General features: G+C 44.4%; 28 protein-coding genes. All 28 read right to left on the bottom strand.

The genetic code is table 11. From position 1 onward, the window contains the following. Window positions 1-1,144: 1,144 nt before the first annotated feature. Window positions 1,145-1,480 carry a hypothetical protein gene (locus tag D1Z90_RS04315; RefSeq protein ID WP_119909505.1) on the bottom strand — a complete coding sequence of 112 codons (336 nt, stop codon included), beginning with the start codon at window positions 1,478-1,480 and terminating at the stop codon, window positions 1,145-1,147. A gap of 17 nt (window positions 1,481-1,497) precedes the next feature. After that, the gene (locus D1Z90_RS04310; RefSeq protein WP_119909504.1) at window positions 1,498-1,953 is read right to left on the bottom strand and encodes a hypothetical protein; all 456 of its coding nucleotides are present in this window, start codon (window positions 1,951-1,953) and stop codon (window positions 1,498-1,500) included. A 197-nt stretch (window positions 1,954-2,150) separates the two neighbouring features. Beyond that, window positions 2,151-2,543: a 50S ribosomal protein L17 gene (gene rplQ, locus D1Z90_RS04305; RefSeq protein WP_119909503.1), complete on the bottom strand. Its 393-nt coding sequence runs from the start codon at window positions 2,541-2,543 to the stop codon at window positions 2,151-2,153. Window positions 2,544-2,585: 42 nt separating this feature from the next. Beyond that, window positions 2,586-3,572: a DNA-directed RNA polymerase subunit alpha gene (locus tag D1Z90_RS04300; protein WP_119909502.1), complete on the bottom strand. Its 987-nt coding sequence runs from the start codon at window positions 3,570-3,572 to the stop codon at window positions 2,586-2,588. 24 nt (window positions 3,573-3,596) lie between these two features. Beyond that, window positions 3,597-4,217 carry a 30S ribosomal protein S4 gene (gene rpsD / locus D1Z90_RS04295; protein ID WP_119909501.1) on the bottom strand — a complete coding sequence of 207 codons (621 nt, stop codon included), beginning with the start codon at window positions 4,215-4,217 and terminating at the stop codon, window positions 3,597-3,599. Between the two features lie 29 nt (window positions 4,218-4,246). Then, a complete protein-coding gene (gene rpsK / locus D1Z90_RS04290; RefSeq protein WP_119909500.1) occupies window positions 4,247-4,636 on the bottom strand; it encodes a 30S ribosomal protein S11 in 390 nt (129 codons plus the stop codon). A 10-nt stretch (window positions 4,637-4,646) separates the two neighbouring features. Beyond that, window positions 4,647-5,003, bottom strand: a complete 357-nt coding sequence (gene rpsM / locus D1Z90_RS04285) for a 30S ribosomal protein S13 (RefSeq protein ID WP_119909499.1) — start codon at window positions 5,001-5,003, stop codon at window positions 4,647-4,649. A 140-nt stretch (window positions 5,004-5,143) separates the two neighbouring features. Then, on the bottom strand, window positions 5,144-5,257 hold the full coding sequence (gene rpmJ, locus D1Z90_RS04280) for a 50S ribosomal protein L36 (RefSeq protein ID WP_000868186.1): 114 nt from the start codon (window positions 5,255-5,257) through the stop codon (window positions 5,144-5,146). 43 nt (window positions 5,258-5,300) lie between these two features. Continuing rightward, complete coding sequence (gene secY / locus D1Z90_RS04275) at window positions 5,301-6,626, bottom strand: preprotein translocase subunit SecY (RefSeq protein ID WP_119909498.1); 1,326 nt, start codon at window positions 6,624-6,626, stop codon at window positions 5,301-5,303. Between the two features lie 6 nt (window positions 6,627-6,632). Further along, on the bottom strand, window positions 6,633-7,067 hold the full coding sequence (gene rplO / locus D1Z90_RS04270) for a 50S ribosomal protein L15 (protein ID WP_119909497.1): 435 nt from the start codon (window positions 7,065-7,067) through the stop codon (window positions 6,633-6,635). 3 nt (window positions 7,068-7,070) lie between these two features. After that, window positions 7,071-7,250, bottom strand: coding sequence for a 50S ribosomal protein L30 (gene rpmD / locus D1Z90_RS04265; protein WP_119909496.1), 180 nt, complete (start codon window positions 7,248-7,250; stop codon window positions 7,071-7,073). A gap of 6 nt (window positions 7,251-7,256) precedes the next feature. Then, on the bottom strand, window positions 7,257-7,757 hold the full coding sequence (gene rpsE / locus D1Z90_RS04260) for a 30S ribosomal protein S5 (RefSeq protein ID WP_119909495.1): 501 nt from the start codon (window positions 7,755-7,757) through the stop codon (window positions 7,257-7,259). Between the two features lie 10 nt (window positions 7,758-7,767). After that, window positions 7,768-8,118, bottom strand: coding sequence for a 50S ribosomal protein L18 (gene rplR, locus D1Z90_RS04255; RefSeq protein ID WP_119909494.1), 351 nt, complete (start codon window positions 8,116-8,118; stop codon window positions 7,768-7,770). Between the two features lie 9 nt (window positions 8,119-8,127). Beyond that, on the bottom strand, window positions 8,128-8,661 hold the full coding sequence (rplF, locus tag D1Z90_RS04250; protein ID WP_119909493.1) for a 50S ribosomal protein L6: 534 nt from the start codon (window positions 8,659-8,661) through the stop codon (window positions 8,128-8,130). A gap of 9 nt (window positions 8,662-8,670) precedes the next feature. Further along, the gene (gene rpsH / locus D1Z90_RS04245) at window positions 8,671-9,063 is read right to left on the bottom strand and encodes a 30S ribosomal protein S8 (RefSeq protein ID WP_119909492.1); all 393 of its coding nucleotides are present in this window, start codon (window positions 9,061-9,063) and stop codon (window positions 8,671-8,673) included. 26 nt (window positions 9,064-9,089) lie between these two features. Next, window positions 9,090-9,395, bottom strand: coding sequence for a 30S ribosomal protein S14 (gene rpsN, locus D1Z90_RS04240; RefSeq protein WP_119909491.1), 306 nt, complete (start codon window positions 9,393-9,395; stop codon window positions 9,090-9,092). Window positions 9,396-9,406: 11 nt separating this feature from the next. Then, entirely contained in the window at window positions 9,407-9,946 is a 540-nt protein-coding gene (gene rplE / locus D1Z90_RS04235; RefSeq protein WP_119909490.1) for a 50S ribosomal protein L5, read from the bottom strand. Between the two features lie 13 nt (window positions 9,947-9,959). Continuing rightward, window positions 9,960-10,274: a 50S ribosomal protein L24 gene (gene rplX / locus D1Z90_RS04230; protein ID WP_119909489.1), complete on the bottom strand. Its 315-nt coding sequence runs from the start codon at window positions 10,272-10,274 to the stop codon at window positions 9,960-9,962. A gap of 16 nt (window positions 10,275-10,290) precedes the next feature. Continuing rightward, window positions 10,291-10,659 (bottom strand): 50S ribosomal protein L14, encoded by a 369-nt coding sequence (gene rplN, locus D1Z90_RS04225; RefSeq protein ID WP_119909488.1) that lies wholly within the window; start codon window positions 10,657-10,659, stop codon window positions 10,291-10,293. 162 nt (window positions 10,660-10,821) lie between these two features. After that, window positions 10,822-11,064, bottom strand: coding sequence for a 30S ribosomal protein S17 (rpsQ, locus tag D1Z90_RS04220; protein ID WP_119909487.1), 243 nt, complete (start codon window positions 11,062-11,064; stop codon window positions 10,822-10,824). After that, on the bottom strand, window positions 11,064-11,255 hold the full coding sequence (rpmC, locus tag D1Z90_RS04215) for a 50S ribosomal protein L29 (protein WP_119909486.1): 192 nt from the start codon (window positions 11,253-11,255) through the stop codon (window positions 11,064-11,066). The genes rpsQ and rpmC overlap by 1 nt, the downstream gene beginning before the upstream one ends. Next, window positions 11,255-11,665, bottom strand: a complete 411-nt coding sequence (gene rplP, locus D1Z90_RS04210; RefSeq protein WP_119909485.1) for a 50S ribosomal protein L16 — start codon at window positions 11,663-11,665, stop codon at window positions 11,255-11,257. The genes rpmC and rplP overlap by 1 nt, the downstream gene beginning before the upstream one ends. A gap of 12 nt (window positions 11,666-11,677) precedes the next feature. Further along, on the bottom strand, window positions 11,678-12,367 hold the full coding sequence (rpsC, locus tag D1Z90_RS04205; protein ID WP_119909484.1) for a 30S ribosomal protein S3: 690 nt from the start codon (window positions 12,365-12,367) through the stop codon (window positions 11,678-11,680). Window positions 12,368-12,370: 3 nt separating this feature from the next. Continuing rightward, window positions 12,371-12,706 carry a 50S ribosomal protein L22 gene (gene rplV, locus D1Z90_RS04200; protein ID WP_119909483.1) on the bottom strand — a complete coding sequence of 112 codons (336 nt, stop codon included), beginning with the start codon at window positions 12,704-12,706 and terminating at the stop codon, window positions 12,371-12,373. Window positions 12,707-12,716: 10 nt separating this feature from the next. Beyond that, the gene (gene rpsS, locus D1Z90_RS04195; protein ID WP_119909482.1) at window positions 12,717-12,995 is read right to left on the bottom strand and encodes a 30S ribosomal protein S19; all 279 of its coding nucleotides are present in this window, start codon (window positions 12,993-12,995) and stop codon (window positions 12,717-12,719) included. A 15-nt stretch (window positions 12,996-13,010) separates the two neighbouring features. Continuing rightward, on the bottom strand, window positions 13,011-13,838 hold the full coding sequence (gene rplB / locus D1Z90_RS04190; RefSeq protein ID WP_119909481.1) for a 50S ribosomal protein L2: 828 nt from the start codon (window positions 13,836-13,838) through the stop codon (window positions 13,011-13,013). Window positions 13,839-13,851: 13 nt separating this feature from the next. Next, entirely contained in the window at window positions 13,852-14,154 is a 303-nt protein-coding gene (gene rplW, locus D1Z90_RS04185; protein WP_119909480.1) for a 50S ribosomal protein L23, read from the bottom strand. Next, entirely contained in the window at window positions 14,151-14,756 is a 606-nt protein-coding gene (gene rplD / locus D1Z90_RS04180; protein ID WP_119909479.1) for a 50S ribosomal protein L4, read from the bottom strand. Before rplD ends, rplW begins: the two co-directional genes overlap by 4 nt. Window positions 14,757-14,766 lie beyond the last annotated feature (10 nt).

The following is a 14,766-nucleotide window of genomic DNA, read 5'->3' as shown; positions in this document are numbered from 1 at the left end:
TTGCTAATTGTTAAAGAACATTTGACTGAAGCGTTTCGCCTCGTCAGGGCTGCGCATTCTACGCTAGCCGATTTGAAAGTCAACCGTTAATTTGCATTAAATTATCGAATTTTCTTTCCCGGTTAAAAGCCTTGCTTTTGAACCAGACTGATTGGCTTGTGACCCTTGCCCTTAGTGAGCTGGTCTGCCGTGTCAGTGGTTGCGCATTATAGGGAGAAACGGATTTGGCGCAAGCCCTTTTTACAATAAAATCGCAATTAATTTTCAGTCACATGTTACCCAATACTTACCCACAGCTTATCCATTAAAGGTGTATAAAATGCCACCAACTTTTATTGTGCTAACACCACAAGGCTTAGTTCATCGACCTAATGTGTGGCAGATAATCCGACACAGAAAAAGTTGTATTAAATTTAGCGCTTTCACATTGCAGCGAACAACGTTTTTGCTCAAGCTTGTAGGCTTATATCGAGAGGGGGTAACTACACAATTCAGGTGAAGCTTGCACACGGGGAATACATATCAAATAGGTATACTCATGGCGAGCCGCTTGGGATTGTCTTCAGATACAGCTAGCAGAGCCGAATCAAAAGCAATTGGGTTGCGGTAAAGAACATCGATTGAAGAAAATGTTGAGTTAAAGCGAGACTGTTGATAGTCAAACTTTAACTTTCGTGTTGTTTGAGCGCATCCAACGACCTAACAGCGCAAAGAGCCACAACGAAGGCAAGTCCGATGCAAGGGCTACATTATTAGTTTTTACCTTACTCACTAGAGGTGCTGCATTATTTATTGCAAAGTAGATAACACGCTAAAAGCCTACTCTAATGTATAAGCTGATAACACCCTAAGAGATGACTCTAGTGTATAAGCAGATAGCACCCTAAAAGCCTTCTCTAATGTATAAGCAGGTAACACCCTAAGAGATGACTCTAGTGTATAAGCAGATAGCACCCTAAAAGCCTTCTCTAATGTATAAGCAGGTAACACGCTAAGAGACTACTCTAGTGTATAAGCTGATAACACCCTAAGAGACTACTCTAGTGTATAAGCTGATAACACCCTAAGAGACTACTCTAGTGTATAAGCTGATAACACCCTAAGAGACTACTCTAAATGTATAAGTAGATAACACCCTAAGAGCCTACTCTAATGTATAAGCAGATACGGCGACGATCGAATCTAGCCTAATGTAACTAAGCTGCAGTTTTTCTTTGCCTGATTTAAGGTGTGTATTACCTGTATGCTGTTTCAGAACAAGTACTTCACTGGTTTGCTGTACATACTCACCACGAAAGGCACCCGCAGTCGTAGATACAACAATTTCTTTATACCCTGAACTTTTAGCATCGATAATGCTTTGACTGATTGCGGCATCAAAAGACATATCCGTTGGATATACCGGCTCCGCATGAACACTTTGCGGCCCTGCAAAAGCCAACAAAATTAGTCCGCAAAAGAGTGCTGTTACATATGACATATAAAACCTATAAGTGATTAACGCTGAGTAATTTGGCCAAGGTAAGTTTGGTAAAAAGCGGCCGGTTCAAAACTCTTAGGGCGTTCGGCTTTATAAAGGTACTGCTTTTCCTCTATACCCGGTGGGTACATAACTAGCCCAGTATTGCCACCCCAACTCTGCGTCGTTTGTATGGTCCACCACCTCTGAGTTCCAGGGATCTCTTTGGTTTCTAGTTTGTACTTTTTGCAGGAGGTGTTATCACATAAGGTGTGATGCTTGTAGATCTGACCGTCAAAGTCGTTATCTAAGCCATCCACTTTTACCAAGTAAGTTTGCGCTTCTTTACTACCTATTCGTAATATTGTTACTTGGTAATCTTGGGTTTGATACACCTTAGGGTATTTGCCTAATTCCGGACTTCCTTCATCAGCTTTGACCACTGCGGAACACAATAGCAGCGTGCTCAATGTCCACTTTATTAGTGTTTTCACATTTATATCCTTGAACAATATGATTATCGCAAAAACGGCGCGATAGAGTCTGATTTCAAGTTATTCCTAAATCAGTATCTTGTCGAACTTTTAACTGGTTGAGTATAAAACTTTGAGAGGTGACTGGAATTAGCGGTTTGAAGTGAAGGGGTACATTTGAGGCAAAAAAAAGGCCGGGAGAACCCGGCCTTCTATATTTACTCGTCTGCTGCGTCTTCTGCAGCTTCAACAACTGGACGTTCTACCAGCTCAATGTATGCCATAGGAGCATTATCACCAGCACGGAAGCCACATTTTAGAATACGAGTATAACCGCCAGGGCGAGACTCGTAACGTGGACCCAATTCATTGAATAATTTACCAACAACGCTGTTATCACGTGTGCGGGCAAACGCTAAACGACGATTAGCAACGCTATCTTGTTTAGCTAGTGTAATTAATGGTTCAATTACACGACGTAGTTCTTTAGCTTTTGGCAAAGTTGTTTTGATAACTTCATGAGTTACCAAAGAGCTTGCCATGTTACGAAACATAGCCTGACGATGACTGCTGTTTCGGTTAAGTTGACGTCCACTCTTACGATGGCGCATAACCTAATCCTTATAACTAATTCGTTAACTCAGTTAACCTGATTATTCGTCAGCAATACTTGCTGGCGGCCAATTTTCCAAACGCATACCTAGTGATAAACCACGAGACGCCAATACGTCCTTGATTTCAGTCAGAGACTTCTTACCAAGGTTAGGCGTTTTAAGTAGTTCAACTTCAGTACGTTGGACCAGATCACCGATGTAATGGATCGACTCTGCTTTCAAACAGTTAGCAGAACGAACCGTTAGCTCTAGATCATCAACAGGACGAAGCAGGATTGGATCAAACTCTGGCTTCTCTTCTTTCTCTTCTGGCTCACTTACATCACGAAGGTCAACAAATGCATCTAGCTGTTCAGCTAAAATGGTTGCTGAGCGACGAATCGCTTCTTCTGGATCCAATGTGCCATTAGTTTCCATGTCAATGACTAGCTTATCCAAGTCAGTGCGCTGTTCTACACGAGCAGCTTCAACGTTGTAGGCAATTCGCTCTACTGGGCTGTAAGCTGCATCTACAAGTAGACGACCGATTGGACGTTCTTCATCTTCTGCATGGACGCGAGTTGAAGCAGGTACGTAACCACGACCACGTTGTATTCTAATACGCATGCTGACTTCAGCATTGCCTGTTAGATTACAGATAACGTGCTCTGGGTTCACGATCTCCACATCACCATCATGAGTGATGTCTCCCGCAGTAACAGGGCCTTCACCAGACTTTGTCAGTGTAAGTAATGCTTCATCTTTGCCTTCCAGTTTAACTGCAAGACCTTTCAGATTAAGTAGGATTTCAAGAATATCTTCTTGAACGCCTTCTTTGGTGCTGTATTCATGCATTACACCGTCGATTTCAACTTCAGTCACTGCACAACCAGGCATTGACGAAAGTAAAATACGACGAAGAGCGTTACCTAAAGTGTGGCCAAAACCACGCTCTAGGGGCTCAAGAGTTACTCGAGCACGATTAGCCGTAGCTTGCTCGATATCAACTAGTCTAGGTTTAAGAAATTCAGTTACAGAACCCTGCATTATGTCCTCTCTTAGCAGTTAACTTTACTTAGAGTAAAGTTCGACGATCAGCTGTTCGTTAATGTCCGCAGACAAATCAGAACGTTCTGGTAGGCGCTTAAAGTTGCCTTCCATTTTGCCAGCATCAACTTCAACCCAAGTTGGAAGTTCACGCTGTTGTGCGATTTCTAAAGCAGCCTTGATACGTGCTTGGCTCTTAGCTTTTTCGCGAACGCTGATTACGTCGTTTGGTTTAACGTTGTATGAAGGTATGTTTACAACCTTACCGTTAACTAAGATAGCTTTATGGCTAACTAGCTGACGTGATTCAGCGCGAGTCGCACCAAAACCTAGACGGTATACAACGTTATCTAGACGACTTTCAAGAAGTTGTAACAGGTTTGAACCTGTTGCACCTTTAAGACGTGCAGCTTCTTTATAGTAGTTACGGAATTGCTTTTCTAGTACACCGTACATACGACGAACTTTTTGCTTCTCACGTAACTGTAAACCAAAGTCTGAAAGACGTGGTTTACGTGCACCATGAACACCTGGTGCGTTATCAATTTTACACTTAGAGTCGATTGCTCGAACACCAGACTTAAGGAATAAGTCCGTGCCTTCACGACGGCTAAGCTTGAGCTTAGGCCCAATATATCTTGCCATTTTCTTTCTCCAGCAAATCTAAAAAACGTTTATACGCGACGTTTCTTAGGTGGACGACAACCATTGTGCGGAATCGGGGTCACATCAGTAATGTTAGTGATGCGGAATCCTGCTGCATTTAAAGCACGGATAGACGATTCGCGACCTGGACCGGGACCTTTCACAAAAACTTCAACGTTTTTAAGGCCATACTCTTTTGCAGCTTCAGCAGCACGCTCAGAAGCGACCTGTGCAGCGAAAGGAGTAGACTTACGAGAGCCACGGAAACCAGAACCACCTGCTGTTGCCCATGAAAGAGCATTACCTTGACGGTCAGTGATGGTGATGATCGTGTTGTTGAAAGATGCATGGATATGAGCCATGCCGTCAGCAACTTGCTTTTTGACGCGCTTACGTGCGCGAGTTGGAGCTTTAGCCATTACTTAACCCCTACTTCTTAATCGGTTTACGAGGACCTTTACGAGTACGAGCATTCGTTTTAGAACGCTGTCCACGTACAGGCAAGCTGCGACGATGACGAAGACCACGGTAACAACCAATGTCCATTAGACGTTTGATGCTCATGGAAACTTCACGGCGTAAGTCACCTTCAACGGTAAACTTAGCTACTTCAGTACGAAGAGATTCAATTTGAGACTCTTCTAGATCCTTGATCTTAGCATCTTCAGCAATACCCGCTTCTGCACAGATTTGTTGTGCGCGAGTTTTACCGATACCGTAGATCGCAGTAAGTGCGATTACAGTGTGCTTTTGATCAGGAATGTTAATGCCAGCGATACGGGCCACTATGCACTCCTATTATTAACAAATGGTCACCTGCGAAAAGCCCGGTAGGATACTCAACAGGTGACAGAAATTCAAGCAAAAAGCAGCCCTAATGAATATAAATTCATCAGGCTGCGTTTCATCTCGACGAAATATCTGTATTAGCCTTGGCGTTGTTTATGCTTTGGCTCGCTGCAGATTACACGTACAACGCCATTGCGTTTGATAACCTTACAGTTGCGACAGATTTTCTTAACGGATGCACGAACTTTCATTGCAACACTCCGTAGATAGATAGCATACCCTAAAACTTAAGTCTTAGCGACCATAACCTTTAAGATTTGCCTTTTTCAGAACAGACTCATATTGATGAGACATCAAGTGAGTTTGTACCTGAGCCATAAAATCCATAACGACTACAACTATGATTAACAACGAAGTACCACCAAAGTAGAACTGCGTGTTCATCGTAATCATCATGAACTCGGGAACCAAACAGACAAAAGTAATATAGAGTGCGCCAGCTAATGTTAGGCGTGTCATCACTTTGTCTATGTAGCGCGAAGTTTGTTCTCCGGGACGAATACCTGGAATAAAGGCACCGCTTTTCTTCAAGTTATCTGCCGTCTCGCGTGGGTTAAACACAAGTGCAGTATAGAAGAAGCAGAAGAAGATAATTGCACCAGCATATAATAATGCATGCAATGGTTGGCCTGGAGATAGCGCTAGCGATACTTCAGATAACCAACTCAAACCTTCTGTCTGTCCGAACCATTGTGCGATAGTACCTGGGAACAAAATAACACTTGAAGCAAAGATAGCAGGAATAACGCCAGCCATGTTTAACTTCAACGGTAAGTGCGTGCTTTGAGCGGCAAATACCTTTCTACCTTGTTGGCGCTTAGCGTAGTTAACGACGATTCGACGTTGACCACGTTCAACAAACACTACAAAGTAGGTTACTGCAAATACAATTGCTGCAAGCAAAAATAACAGTAACAAGTGTAACTCACCTTGACGGGCTTGCTCTGCCGTTTGGCCAATGGCCGATGGCAGACCAGCAACAATACCCACGAAAATTAATATCGAGATACCATTACCAATACCACGTTCTGTGATTTGTTCACCTAGCCACATTAGGAACATAGTACCTGTGACTAAACTGATTACAGCTGTCAAATAGAAGCTCATGCCTGGGCTTACGACCAGACCTGGAATCATATTTGGCAAACCAGTTGCTATACCAATCGCTTGGAAAGTACCAAGCACCAACGTACCGTAACGGGTATATTGGTTTATCTTGCGTCGCCCCGACTCGCCTTCTTTTTTCAATTCAGCAAGAGGCGGGTGCACAACTGTTAACAGCTGTACGATAATCGATGCCGATATATACGGCATGATACCCAACGCAAGAATTGATGCACGCTCAAGTGCACCACCAGAGAACATGTTAAACATTTCAATGATGGTGCCTTTTTGTTGCTGCATCAACTCAGCAAGGACAGCGGCGTCAATACCAGGAATTGGAATAAAGGAGCCCGCACGAAACACCAAAATGGCGCCTAGTACAAATAACAAGCGCGTTTTAAGTTCACTTAAACCGCCCTGAGCAGCCTTCCCTTCTAACCCTGGTTTCTTAGCCATTTAATCTTATTCCTCGATTTTTCCACCGGCAGCTTCAATTGCAGTACGCGCGCCTTTTGTAGCTTTTAGGCCTTGGATTGTTACTGGGCGAGAAACCTCACCAGACAATACAACCTTCGCGAACTGAATGTTATCAGCAATGATACCGGCTTTTTTCAGAGTTTCTAGTGAAACTACGTCACCTTCTACTTTCGCAAGTTCGCTTAGACGAACTTCAGAGCTTACTAGCGCTTTGCGAGAAGTAAAACCAAATTTTGGTAGACGTTGTTTCAAAGGCATTTGACCGCCTTCAAAACCTGGACGAACACTACCGCCAGAACGAGACTTCTGACCTTTATGTCCGCGGCCACAGGTTTTACCTAGACCAGAACCGATACCACGACCTACACGTTTTGCTGCTGGCTTAGAACCGGCTGCTGGAGATAGAGAATTAAGTTTCATCAATTACTCCTCCACTGAAACCATGTAGTAAACTTTATTAACCATGCCGCGAACAGAAGGAGTATCTTCTAGTTCAACAGTGTGGCCAATGCGACGCAATCCTAGACCCGTTAACGTAGCTTTATGCTTCGGTAAACGGCCGATTGCGCTTTTAGTTTGTGTAACTTTAATCGTTTTAGCCATGGTCAATTACCCCAAAATCTGATCAACTGTCAGACCACGCTTAGCTGCAACTTGCTCAGGAGCATTCATGCTCTCAAGCGCAGAAATAGTAGCGCGAACGATGTTGATTGGGTTAGTAGAACCGTATGCTTTAGCTAGTACGTTTTGAACACCTACTACCTCAAGTACTGCACGCATCGCACCACCGGCGATGATACCTGTACCGTCAGATGCTGGCTGCATGTAAACTTTAGAGCCAGAGTGGCGACCCTTGATAGGGTGCTGTAGTGTTGTACCATTAAGCTGTACAGTAGTTAGATTACGGCGTGCTTTTTCCATTGCTTTTTGGATAGCAGCAGGCACTTCACGTGCTTTACCATAACCGAAACCTACACGACCATTGCCGTCACCAACAACTGTTAGTGCGGTAAAGCTAAAGATGCGACCACCTTTAACTACTTTTGAAACACGGTTAACTGCGATTAGCTTTTCGTTCAGTTCACCGGCTTGAGATTGTTCTTTTGCCATGATCCGCCCCTTAGAACTGAAGACCAGCTTCACGAGCCGCTTCAGCTAGTGCTGCAATGCGACCGTGGTATTGAAAACCGCTACGGTCGAAAGATACTTTAGAAACACCTTTCTCAACCGCTCTTTCAGCAACCAATTTACCGATTAGCTGTGCAGCTTCAACATTACCGCCGTTTTTAATTTGACCAGCAACTTCTTTCTCTAATGTAGAAGCTGTTGCTAGAACTTTTGCTTCTGACGAAATCACCTGCGCGTAAGTGTGGCGCGGAGTACGGTGGATCACCAGGCGAGTTGCTCCCAACTCTTGCAATTTCTTGCGCGTGCGAGTAGCACGACGTAGACGAGATGCTTTCTTATCCATAGTGTTACCTTACTTCTTCTTAGCCTCTTTACGGCGTACATTTTCGTCAGCGTAACGAACACCTTTACCTTTATAAGGCTCTGGCGCACGGTATGCACGAATGTCTGCAGCCACTTGACCTAGCACTTGCTTATCAGTTCCTTTAAGAACGATTTCAGTATTGCTTGGACACTCAGCAGTGATGCCTTCAGGTAGCTCATGCTCAACAGGGTGTGAGAAACCTAGTGTTAGGCTTACAACTTTACCCTTAACAGCAGCACGGTAACCAACACCATTTAGTAGAAGTTTACGTTCGAAACCTTTCGAAACACCTTCAACCATGTTGTTAACCAATGCGCGAGCTGTACCAGCTTGTGCGTTAGCACCCGCTACACCTTCAGCCCAAGTGAAAACGACTTTGCCGTCTTCTTGAGTCAGGTTTACAGCGCTGTTTAGAACGCGGCTTAGAGAACCTTGACCACCTTTTACAGTGATTTCTTGGCCATCAATTTTAACTTCTACGCCAGAAGGAATAGCAACAGGCGATTTAGCAACGCGTGACATATCTACTCCTTAAGCTACGTAACAGATAATCTCACCGCCGATGCCCGCTTTACGCGCTGCACGATCAGTCATCATACCTTTTGAAGTTGAAACAATTGCAACACCTAGGCCGTCAAGAACTTTAGGAAGTTCTGAAGAGCTCTTATAGATGCGCAGACCTGGACGACTGACACGCTTAAGGCTGTCAATTACTTTTTTGCCCTGGAAATATTTTAAAGTAATTTCCAATTCAGGCTTAGCTTCACCAGCTACAGCAAAGTCTGCAACATAACCTTCTTCTTTAAGCACTGCTGCGATAGCAACTTTTTGCTTAGAAGATGGCATTTTAACTGCAACTTTGTTGGCCGCTTGACCGTTGCGAATGCGTGTTAGCATATCAGCAATAGGATCTTGCATGCTCATATTTGCTTACTCCCGTGATTATTGGATTACCAACTAGCCTTTTTAAGACCAGGAACTTCACCGCGCATCATGTGCTCACGTAATTTAATACGGCTTAAGCCGAATTTACGTAGGTAGCCATGTGGACGACCAGTAATGTTACAGCGGTTACGCTGACGACTCTTACTGGAATCACGAGGTAATGTCTGTAGTTGAAGAACTGCAGCCCAACGATCTTCGTCAGATGTGTTCACATCAGCGATAGTCGCTTTAAGAGCTGCACGCTTTTCAGCGTACTTGCTTACCAGCTTCTCGCGCTTTACTTCGCGAGCTTTCATGGATTGTTTAGCCATAACCCTACACCTTATTTACGGAATGGGAAGTTGAATGCTGCTAATAGAGCACGCCCTTCTTCATCTGAAGCCGCAGTAGTCGTGATAGTAATATCTAGACCACGTACTTTATCAACTTTATCAAAGTCGATTTCAGGGAAGATGATTTGCTCGCGCACACCCATGCTATAGTTACCACGACCGTCAAAAGACTTAGGATTCAGGCCGCGGAAGTCACGCACACGAGGGATAGCAATGCTAACCAAGCGCTCGAAAAATTCCCACATCCGTTCACCGCGAAGGGTCACTTTACAACCAATAGGGTATCCCTCACGGATTTTAAAGCCAGCAACTGATTTGCGTGCTTTGGTGATTAGCGGCTTTTGACCAGAAATTGCAGCCATATCAGCAGCAGCATTTTCTAGGGCTTTTTTATCAGCCAAGGCTTCACCGACACCCATATTCAGGGTGATCTTATCAATCCGAGGGACTTGCATGACAGATTTGTAACCGAACTTCTTCTGAAGATCAGACGCTACTGTCTCTTTGTAGAAATCATGCAGTTTCGCCATCGTAAACTCCAAATTACTTCACAGATTCTTCATTAGACTTGAAAAAACGAACTTTTTTGCCGTCTTCAATTCTAAAACCAATACGATCAGCTTTACCCGTTGTTGGGTTAAGGATCGCTACGTTTGATACGTCGATTGCCGCTTCTTTCTCAACAATGCCACCTGCAACACCTGCTTGAGGGTTTGCTTTAGTGTGCTTCTTGATAATGTTCACGCCTTCAACGAATACTTTGCCGTTAGGTAGAACTTTGGTAACTTTACCAGTTTTACCTTTGTCTTTACCGGCTAGTACGATTACTTCGTCGTCACGAATAATTTTTGCTGCCATTATTTGACTCCGCCTTTTACAGTACTTCAGGTGCCAGAGACACAATTTTCATAAATTGCTCTGAACGAAGTTCACGAGTCACAGGCCCAAAGATACGTGTACCGATAGGTTGGTTGCTTCCGTTTAAGATAACCGCAGCATTGCGGTCAAAACGAATCAAAGAACCATCAGGACGACGTACACCTTTTCTGGTACGCACTACCACAGCGTTGTGAACATCACCTTTTTTAACTTTACCGCGAGGAATTGCTTCTTTCACAGTAACTTTAATGATGTCGCCAACTGCTGCATAACGGCGGTGCGAGCCACCAAGGACCTTAATACACATTACGCTGCGCGCGCCAGAGTTATCGGCTACGTCAAGCATACTTTGCATCTGGATCATTTCAGTGCTCCGCTATTATTACAACAAGACCCTTATGGGTCATGGGTACAATCCCTCTCATGAGGGCGGCGCATTATAACACCACTTTTTGAGAATGAATAGTACAAATAAAAAACGGCCCCAAAAAAGGGGCCGTTTTACTAAAAAAGCTTTAAATAAAGCTTATTTAATTACTTCAACCAATGTCCAAGACTTAGTCTTAGAAAGAGGACGACATTCGCGGATTACCACGTTGTCACCTGCAACACATTGATTTGTTTCATCATGAACATGTAGCTTAGTTGTACGCTTCATGAATTTACCGTAGATCGGATGTTTCACTTTACGTTCGATTGCTACAGTGATGGACTTGTCCATCTTGTCGCTGATTACTTTACCTTGCAAAGTACGAGTATTTTCGCTCATTACGCAGCTGCCTTCTCAGTTAGCAAAGTTTTAACACGCGCGATGTTACGGCGTACTTCTTTTAACAGGTGAGTTTGGCCTAGTTGGCCAGTGCTCGCCTGCATGCGTAGGTTGAACTGCTCACGCAGTAGGCTTAACAGCTCAGCATTCAGCTCTTCAACGCTCTTATCTTTAAGTTCGCTTGCTTTCATTACATCACCGTTCTAATTACGAAAGTAGTACTCACTGGTAGTTTAGCAGCTGCTAATGCAAATGCTTCACGAGCCAGCTCTTCTGGAACGCCTTCCATTTCGTAAAGGACTTTACCAGGTTGAATTTGAGCAACCCAATATTCTACGTTACCTTTACCTTTACCCATACGAACCTCAAGAGGTTTTTCTGTAATAGGCTTATCAGGGAAAACACGGATCCAGATTTTACCTTGACGCTTAACTGCACGAGTCATCGCACGACGAGCTGCCTCAATTTGGCGAGCAGTCAGACGACCACGACCAGTAGCTTTAAGACCAAATTGGCCGAAGCTTACGTCTTGTCCTTTAGCAAAACCACGGTTACGACCGGTGTGCTGCTTACGGAATTTAGTACGTTTTGGTTGCAACATTTCTGAATCTCCTTACTTACCGCGGCCTTTGCGCTTTGGTTTGGCTGGCGCTTCTGGTTGACCACCTAGAGGTAGTGCACCAAGAACTTCACCTTTGAAGATCCAAACCTTAACACCAATGATACCGTAAGTTGTTAAAGCTTCAGATGTTGCGTAATCGATGTCCGCACGTAGTGTATGTAGAGGTACACGACCTTCACGATACCACTCAGAACGAGCAATCTCAGCACCGCCAAGACGACCACTTACTTCAACTTTAATACCTTTAGCACCTAGACGCATTGCATTTTGAACTGCACGCTTCATAGCACGACGGAACATTACACGACGCTCTAGCTGTGAAGAGATGCTGTCAGCAACTAGCTGTGCATCAAGTTCAGGCTTACGAACTTCTGAAATGTTGATTTGCGCAGGTACGCCAGCCATTTTAGCTACGCGGTTACGCAATTTCTCTACGTCTTCACCTTTCTTACCGATTACAACACCAGGGCGAGCAGTGTGAATAGTCACACGGATGCTTTTTGCTGGGCGTTCGATAATGATTTTCGAAACTGACGCGTTTTGTAGTTCTTTAGTTAAGAACTTACGCACTTCGAAATCGCCGTAAAGGTTCGCAGCGAAATCTTTTTCGGCATACCAGGTAGAGCTAAAAGGCTTAGTGATACCTAGGCGAATACCGTTAGGATGTACTTTCTGACCCATTACTTATCCCCTGTCCGATACCACTACAGTGATGTGGCTAGAGCGCTTGATAATTCTATCAGCACTACCCTTTGCACGAGGCATAATGCGCTTCATGCTTGGGCCATCATCAACAAAAATTTTGGCAACTTTTAGTTCATCAATATCAGCGCCTTCATTGTGCTCCGCGTTAGCGATAGCAGAATCAAGTACTTTCTTAACTAGTGCAGCCGCTTTTTTCGGGCTGTAAGTAAGAACGTTAAGCGCTTCTTCAACTGGTAGACCACGGATCTGGTCAGCAACTAAGCGTGCTTTTTGCGCCGAAGTACGAGCAAATTTATGTTTAGCTAAAGCTTCCATCATCTACTCCTTACTTCTTCTTCGCTTTCTTATCCGCGACGTGGCCGCGGTAAGTACGAGTTGGTGCAAACTCACCCAGTTTTTGGCCGATCATTTCATCGGTAACAAATACTGGTACGTGCTGACGACCATTATGGACAGCGATGGTCAAACCAATCATATCTGGAATGATCATTGAACGACGGGACCAAGTCTTAACAGGCTTTTTGTCTCCGCTTTCCAACGCTTTCTCTACCTTCTTCAACAAGTGCAGGTCAATAAAAGGACCTTTCTTGAGAGAACGTGGCATGGCGTATTCCTCTAATTATTTCTTATTACGACGACGTACAATGTACTTATCAGTACGCTTGTTCGAACGAGTCTTGTAGCCTTTAGTTGGCACACCCCAAGGTGATACAGGGTGACGACCACCAGAAGTACGACCTTCACCACCACCGTGTGGGTGATCAACCGGGTTCATTACAACACCACGTACTGTAGGGCGGATACCGCGCCAGCGGCTTGCACCAGCTTTACCAAGCTGACGAAGCATGTGCTCTGCGTTACCAACTTCACCAACTGTTGCGCGACAATCTGCAAGTACTTTACGCATTTCGCCTGAACGAAGACGTAGAGTTACGTACTCACCATCACGTGCAACAATTTGTGCATATGCACCAGCTGAACGAGCCAACTGAGCACCTTTACCAGGCTTCATTTCAACTGCGTGTACAGTAGAACCTACTGGTACATTGCGCATTGGAAGTGCGTTACCTGTTTTGATTGGCGCTTCTACGCCTGACATGATTGCATCGCCAGCTTGGATACCTTTTGGTGCCAAGATGTAACGACGCTCACCGTCTGCATAAAGTACTAGTGCAATGTTTGCACTGCGGTTTGGATCATATTCCAAACGCTCAACTTTTGCAGGGATGCCATCTTTGTTACGTTTAAAGTCAACAATACGGTAGTGTTGTTTATGACCACCACCGATGTGACGAACGGTAATACGACCACCGTTGTTACGACCACCAGACTTAGACTTAGTGTCTAGTAATGGTGCGTATGGCTTGCCCTTATACAGGTCAGCGTTAACCACTTTAACAACGTGGCGACGACCTGGAGAGGTAGGCTTACATTTTACAATAGCCATTTCTTAAAGCTCCTTACTCAGCGCCACCAGCGAAGTCGATGTCTGCACCTTCAGCCAAAGTCACGTAAGCCTTCTTCCAATCAGAACGACGGCCCATACGTTGACCATGACGTTTGGTTTTACCCTTTACTACAAGAGTGCTAACACCAGTCACTTCAACTTCGAACAGTTTTTCAACTGCTGCTTTGATTTCTGCTTTAGTTGCATCTTTCGCAACTTTGAACACGATAGTGTTATCAAGTTCAGCAGAGCGAGTGCTCTTTTCTGAGATATGAGGAGCACTAATCACCTTCAGTAAACGTTCTTCACTGATCATGCTAAAGTCTCCTCAATCTTCTTAACTGCAGCAGCAGTCATTAGAACTTTGTCGAAGCCGATTAAGCTAACAGGGTCGATACCTGCAGCATCACGTACGTCTACTTTATATAGGTTACGTGCAGCTAGGAATAAGTTCTCATCAACTTCTTCAGTTACGATAAGAACGTCATTCAGTTCTAAATCTTTAAGCTTAGCTACTAGTTCTTTAGTCTTTGGTGTTTCCACAGCAAAGTTTTCAACAACTACTAGGCGCTCTTGGCGAACAAGTTCAGAAAGGATGCTTTGAACAGCACCGCGATACATCTTCTTGTTTACTTTTTGGCTGTGGTCCTGAGGACGAGCAGCAAAAGTTACGCCACCAGCACGCCAGATTGGGCTTGCTTGGCTACCAGAACGTGCGCGACCAGTACCTTTTTGACGCCAAGGTTTTTTACCAGTGCCAACAATCTCAGCACGGTTTTTCTGTTTACGAGTACCTTGACGAGCACCTGCAGCGTATGCAACAACTACCTGATGAATCAGGGCTTCGTTGAATTCACGTCCGAAGGTAGTTTCGGAAACTTCAAGAGCGCTATTCGCGTCTTTCAATACCAATTCCATTACTATCTCC

The sequence above is a fragment of the Motilimonas pumila genome, assembly GCF_003596335.1.
GTDB classification, from domain to species: Bacteria; Pseudomonadota; Gammaproteobacteria; order Enterobacterales; family CBDFNC01; genus Motilimonas; species Motilimonas pumila.
This window is presented reverse-complemented; position numbering and strand designations above follow the sequence as displayed.

Excerpts from the sequence above, each read along its gene's own strand:
- D1Z90_RS04315 (WP_119909505.1), bottom strand. The coding sequence starts at position 1,480 with ATGTCATATGTAACAGCACTCTTTTGCGGACTAATTTTGTTGGCTTTT.
- rplQ (WP_119909503.1), bottom strand. The coding sequence starts at position 2,543 with ATGCGCCATCGTAAGAGTGGACGTCAACTTAACCGAAACAGCAGTCAT.
- D1Z90_RS04300 (WP_119909502.1), bottom strand. The coding sequence starts at position 3,572 with ATGCAGGGTTCTGTAACTGAATTTCTTAAACCTAGACTAGTTGATATC.
- rpsD (WP_119909501.1), bottom strand. The coding sequence starts at position 4,217 with ATGGCAAGATATATTGGGCCTAAGCTCAAGCTTAGCCGTCGTGAAGGC.
- rpsK (WP_119909500.1), bottom strand. The coding sequence starts at position 4,636 with ATGGCTAAAGCTCCAACTCGCGCACGTAAGCGCGTCAAAAAGCAAGTT.
- rpmJ (WP_000868186.1), bottom strand. The coding sequence starts at position 5,257 with ATGAAAGTTCGTGCATCCGTTAAGAAAATCTGTCGCAACTGTAAGGTT.
- secY (WP_119909498.1), bottom strand. The coding sequence starts at position 6,626 with ATGGCTAAGAAACCAGGGTTAGAAGGGAAGGCTGCTCAGGGCGGTTTA.
- rplO (WP_119909497.1), bottom strand. The coding sequence starts at position 7,067 with ATGAAACTTAATTCTCTATCTCCAGCAGCCGGTTCTAAGCCAGCAGCA.
- rpmD (WP_119909496.1), bottom strand. The coding sequence starts at position 7,250 with ATGGCTAAAACGATTAAAGTTACACAAACTAAAAGCGCAATCGGCCGT.
- rpsE (WP_119909495.1), bottom strand. The coding sequence starts at position 7,757 with ATGGCAAAAGAACAATCTCAAGCCGGTGAACTGAACGAAAAGCTAATC.
- rplR (WP_119909494.1), bottom strand. The coding sequence starts at position 8,118 with ATGGATAAGAAAGCATCTCGTCTACGTCGTGCTACTCGCACGCGCAAG.
- rplF (WP_119909493.1), bottom strand. The coding sequence starts at position 8,661 with ATGTCACGCGTTGCTAAATCGCCTGTTGCTATTCCTTCTGGCGTAGAA.
- rpsH (WP_119909492.1), bottom strand. The coding sequence starts at position 9,063 with ATGAGCATGCAAGATCCTATTGCTGATATGCTAACACGCATTCGCAAC.
- rpsN (WP_119909491.1), bottom strand. The coding sequence starts at position 9,395 with ATGGCTAAACAATCCATGAAAGCTCGCGAAGTAAAGCGCGAGAAGCTG.
- rplE (WP_119909490.1), bottom strand. The coding sequence starts at position 9,946 with ATGGCGAAACTGCATGATTTCTACAAAGAGACAGTAGCGTCTGATCTT.
- rplX (WP_119909489.1), bottom strand. The coding sequence starts at position 10,274 with ATGGCAGCAAAAATTATTCGTGACGACGAAGTAATCGTACTAGCCGGT.
- rplN (WP_119909488.1), bottom strand. The coding sequence starts at position 10,659 with ATGATCCAGATGCAAAGTATGCTTGACGTAGCCGATAACTCTGGCGCG.
- rpsQ (WP_119909487.1), bottom strand. The coding sequence starts at position 11,064 with ATGAGCGAAAATACTCGTACTTTGCAAGGTAAAGTAATCAGCGACAAG.
- rpmC (WP_119909486.1), bottom strand. The coding sequence starts at position 11,255 with ATGAAAGCAAGCGAACTTAAAGATAAGAGCGTTGAAGAGCTGAATGCT.
- rplP (WP_119909485.1), bottom strand. The coding sequence starts at position 11,665 with ATGTTGCAACCAAAACGTACTAAATTCCGTAAGCAGCACACCGGTCGT.
- rpsC (WP_119909484.1), bottom strand. The coding sequence starts at position 12,367 with ATGGGTCAGAAAGTACATCCTAACGGTATTCGCCTAGGTATCACTAAG.
- rplV (WP_119909483.1), bottom strand. The coding sequence starts at position 12,706 with ATGGAAGCTTTAGCTAAACATAAATTTGCTCGTACTTCGGCGCAAAAA.
- rpsS (WP_119909482.1), bottom strand. The coding sequence starts at position 12,995 with ATGCCACGTTCTCTCAAGAAAGGTCCTTTTATTGACCTGCACTTGTTG.
- rplB (WP_119909481.1), bottom strand. The coding sequence starts at position 13,838 with ATGGCTATTGTAAAATGTAAGCCTACCTCTCCAGGTCGTCGCCACGTT.
- rplW (WP_119909480.1), bottom strand. The coding sequence starts at position 14,154 with ATGATCAGTGAAGAACGTTTACTGAAGGTGATTAGTGCTCCTCATATC.
- rplD (WP_119909479.1), bottom strand. The coding sequence starts at position 14,756 with ATGGAATTGGTATTGAAAGACGCGAATAGCGCTCTTGAAGTTTCCGAA.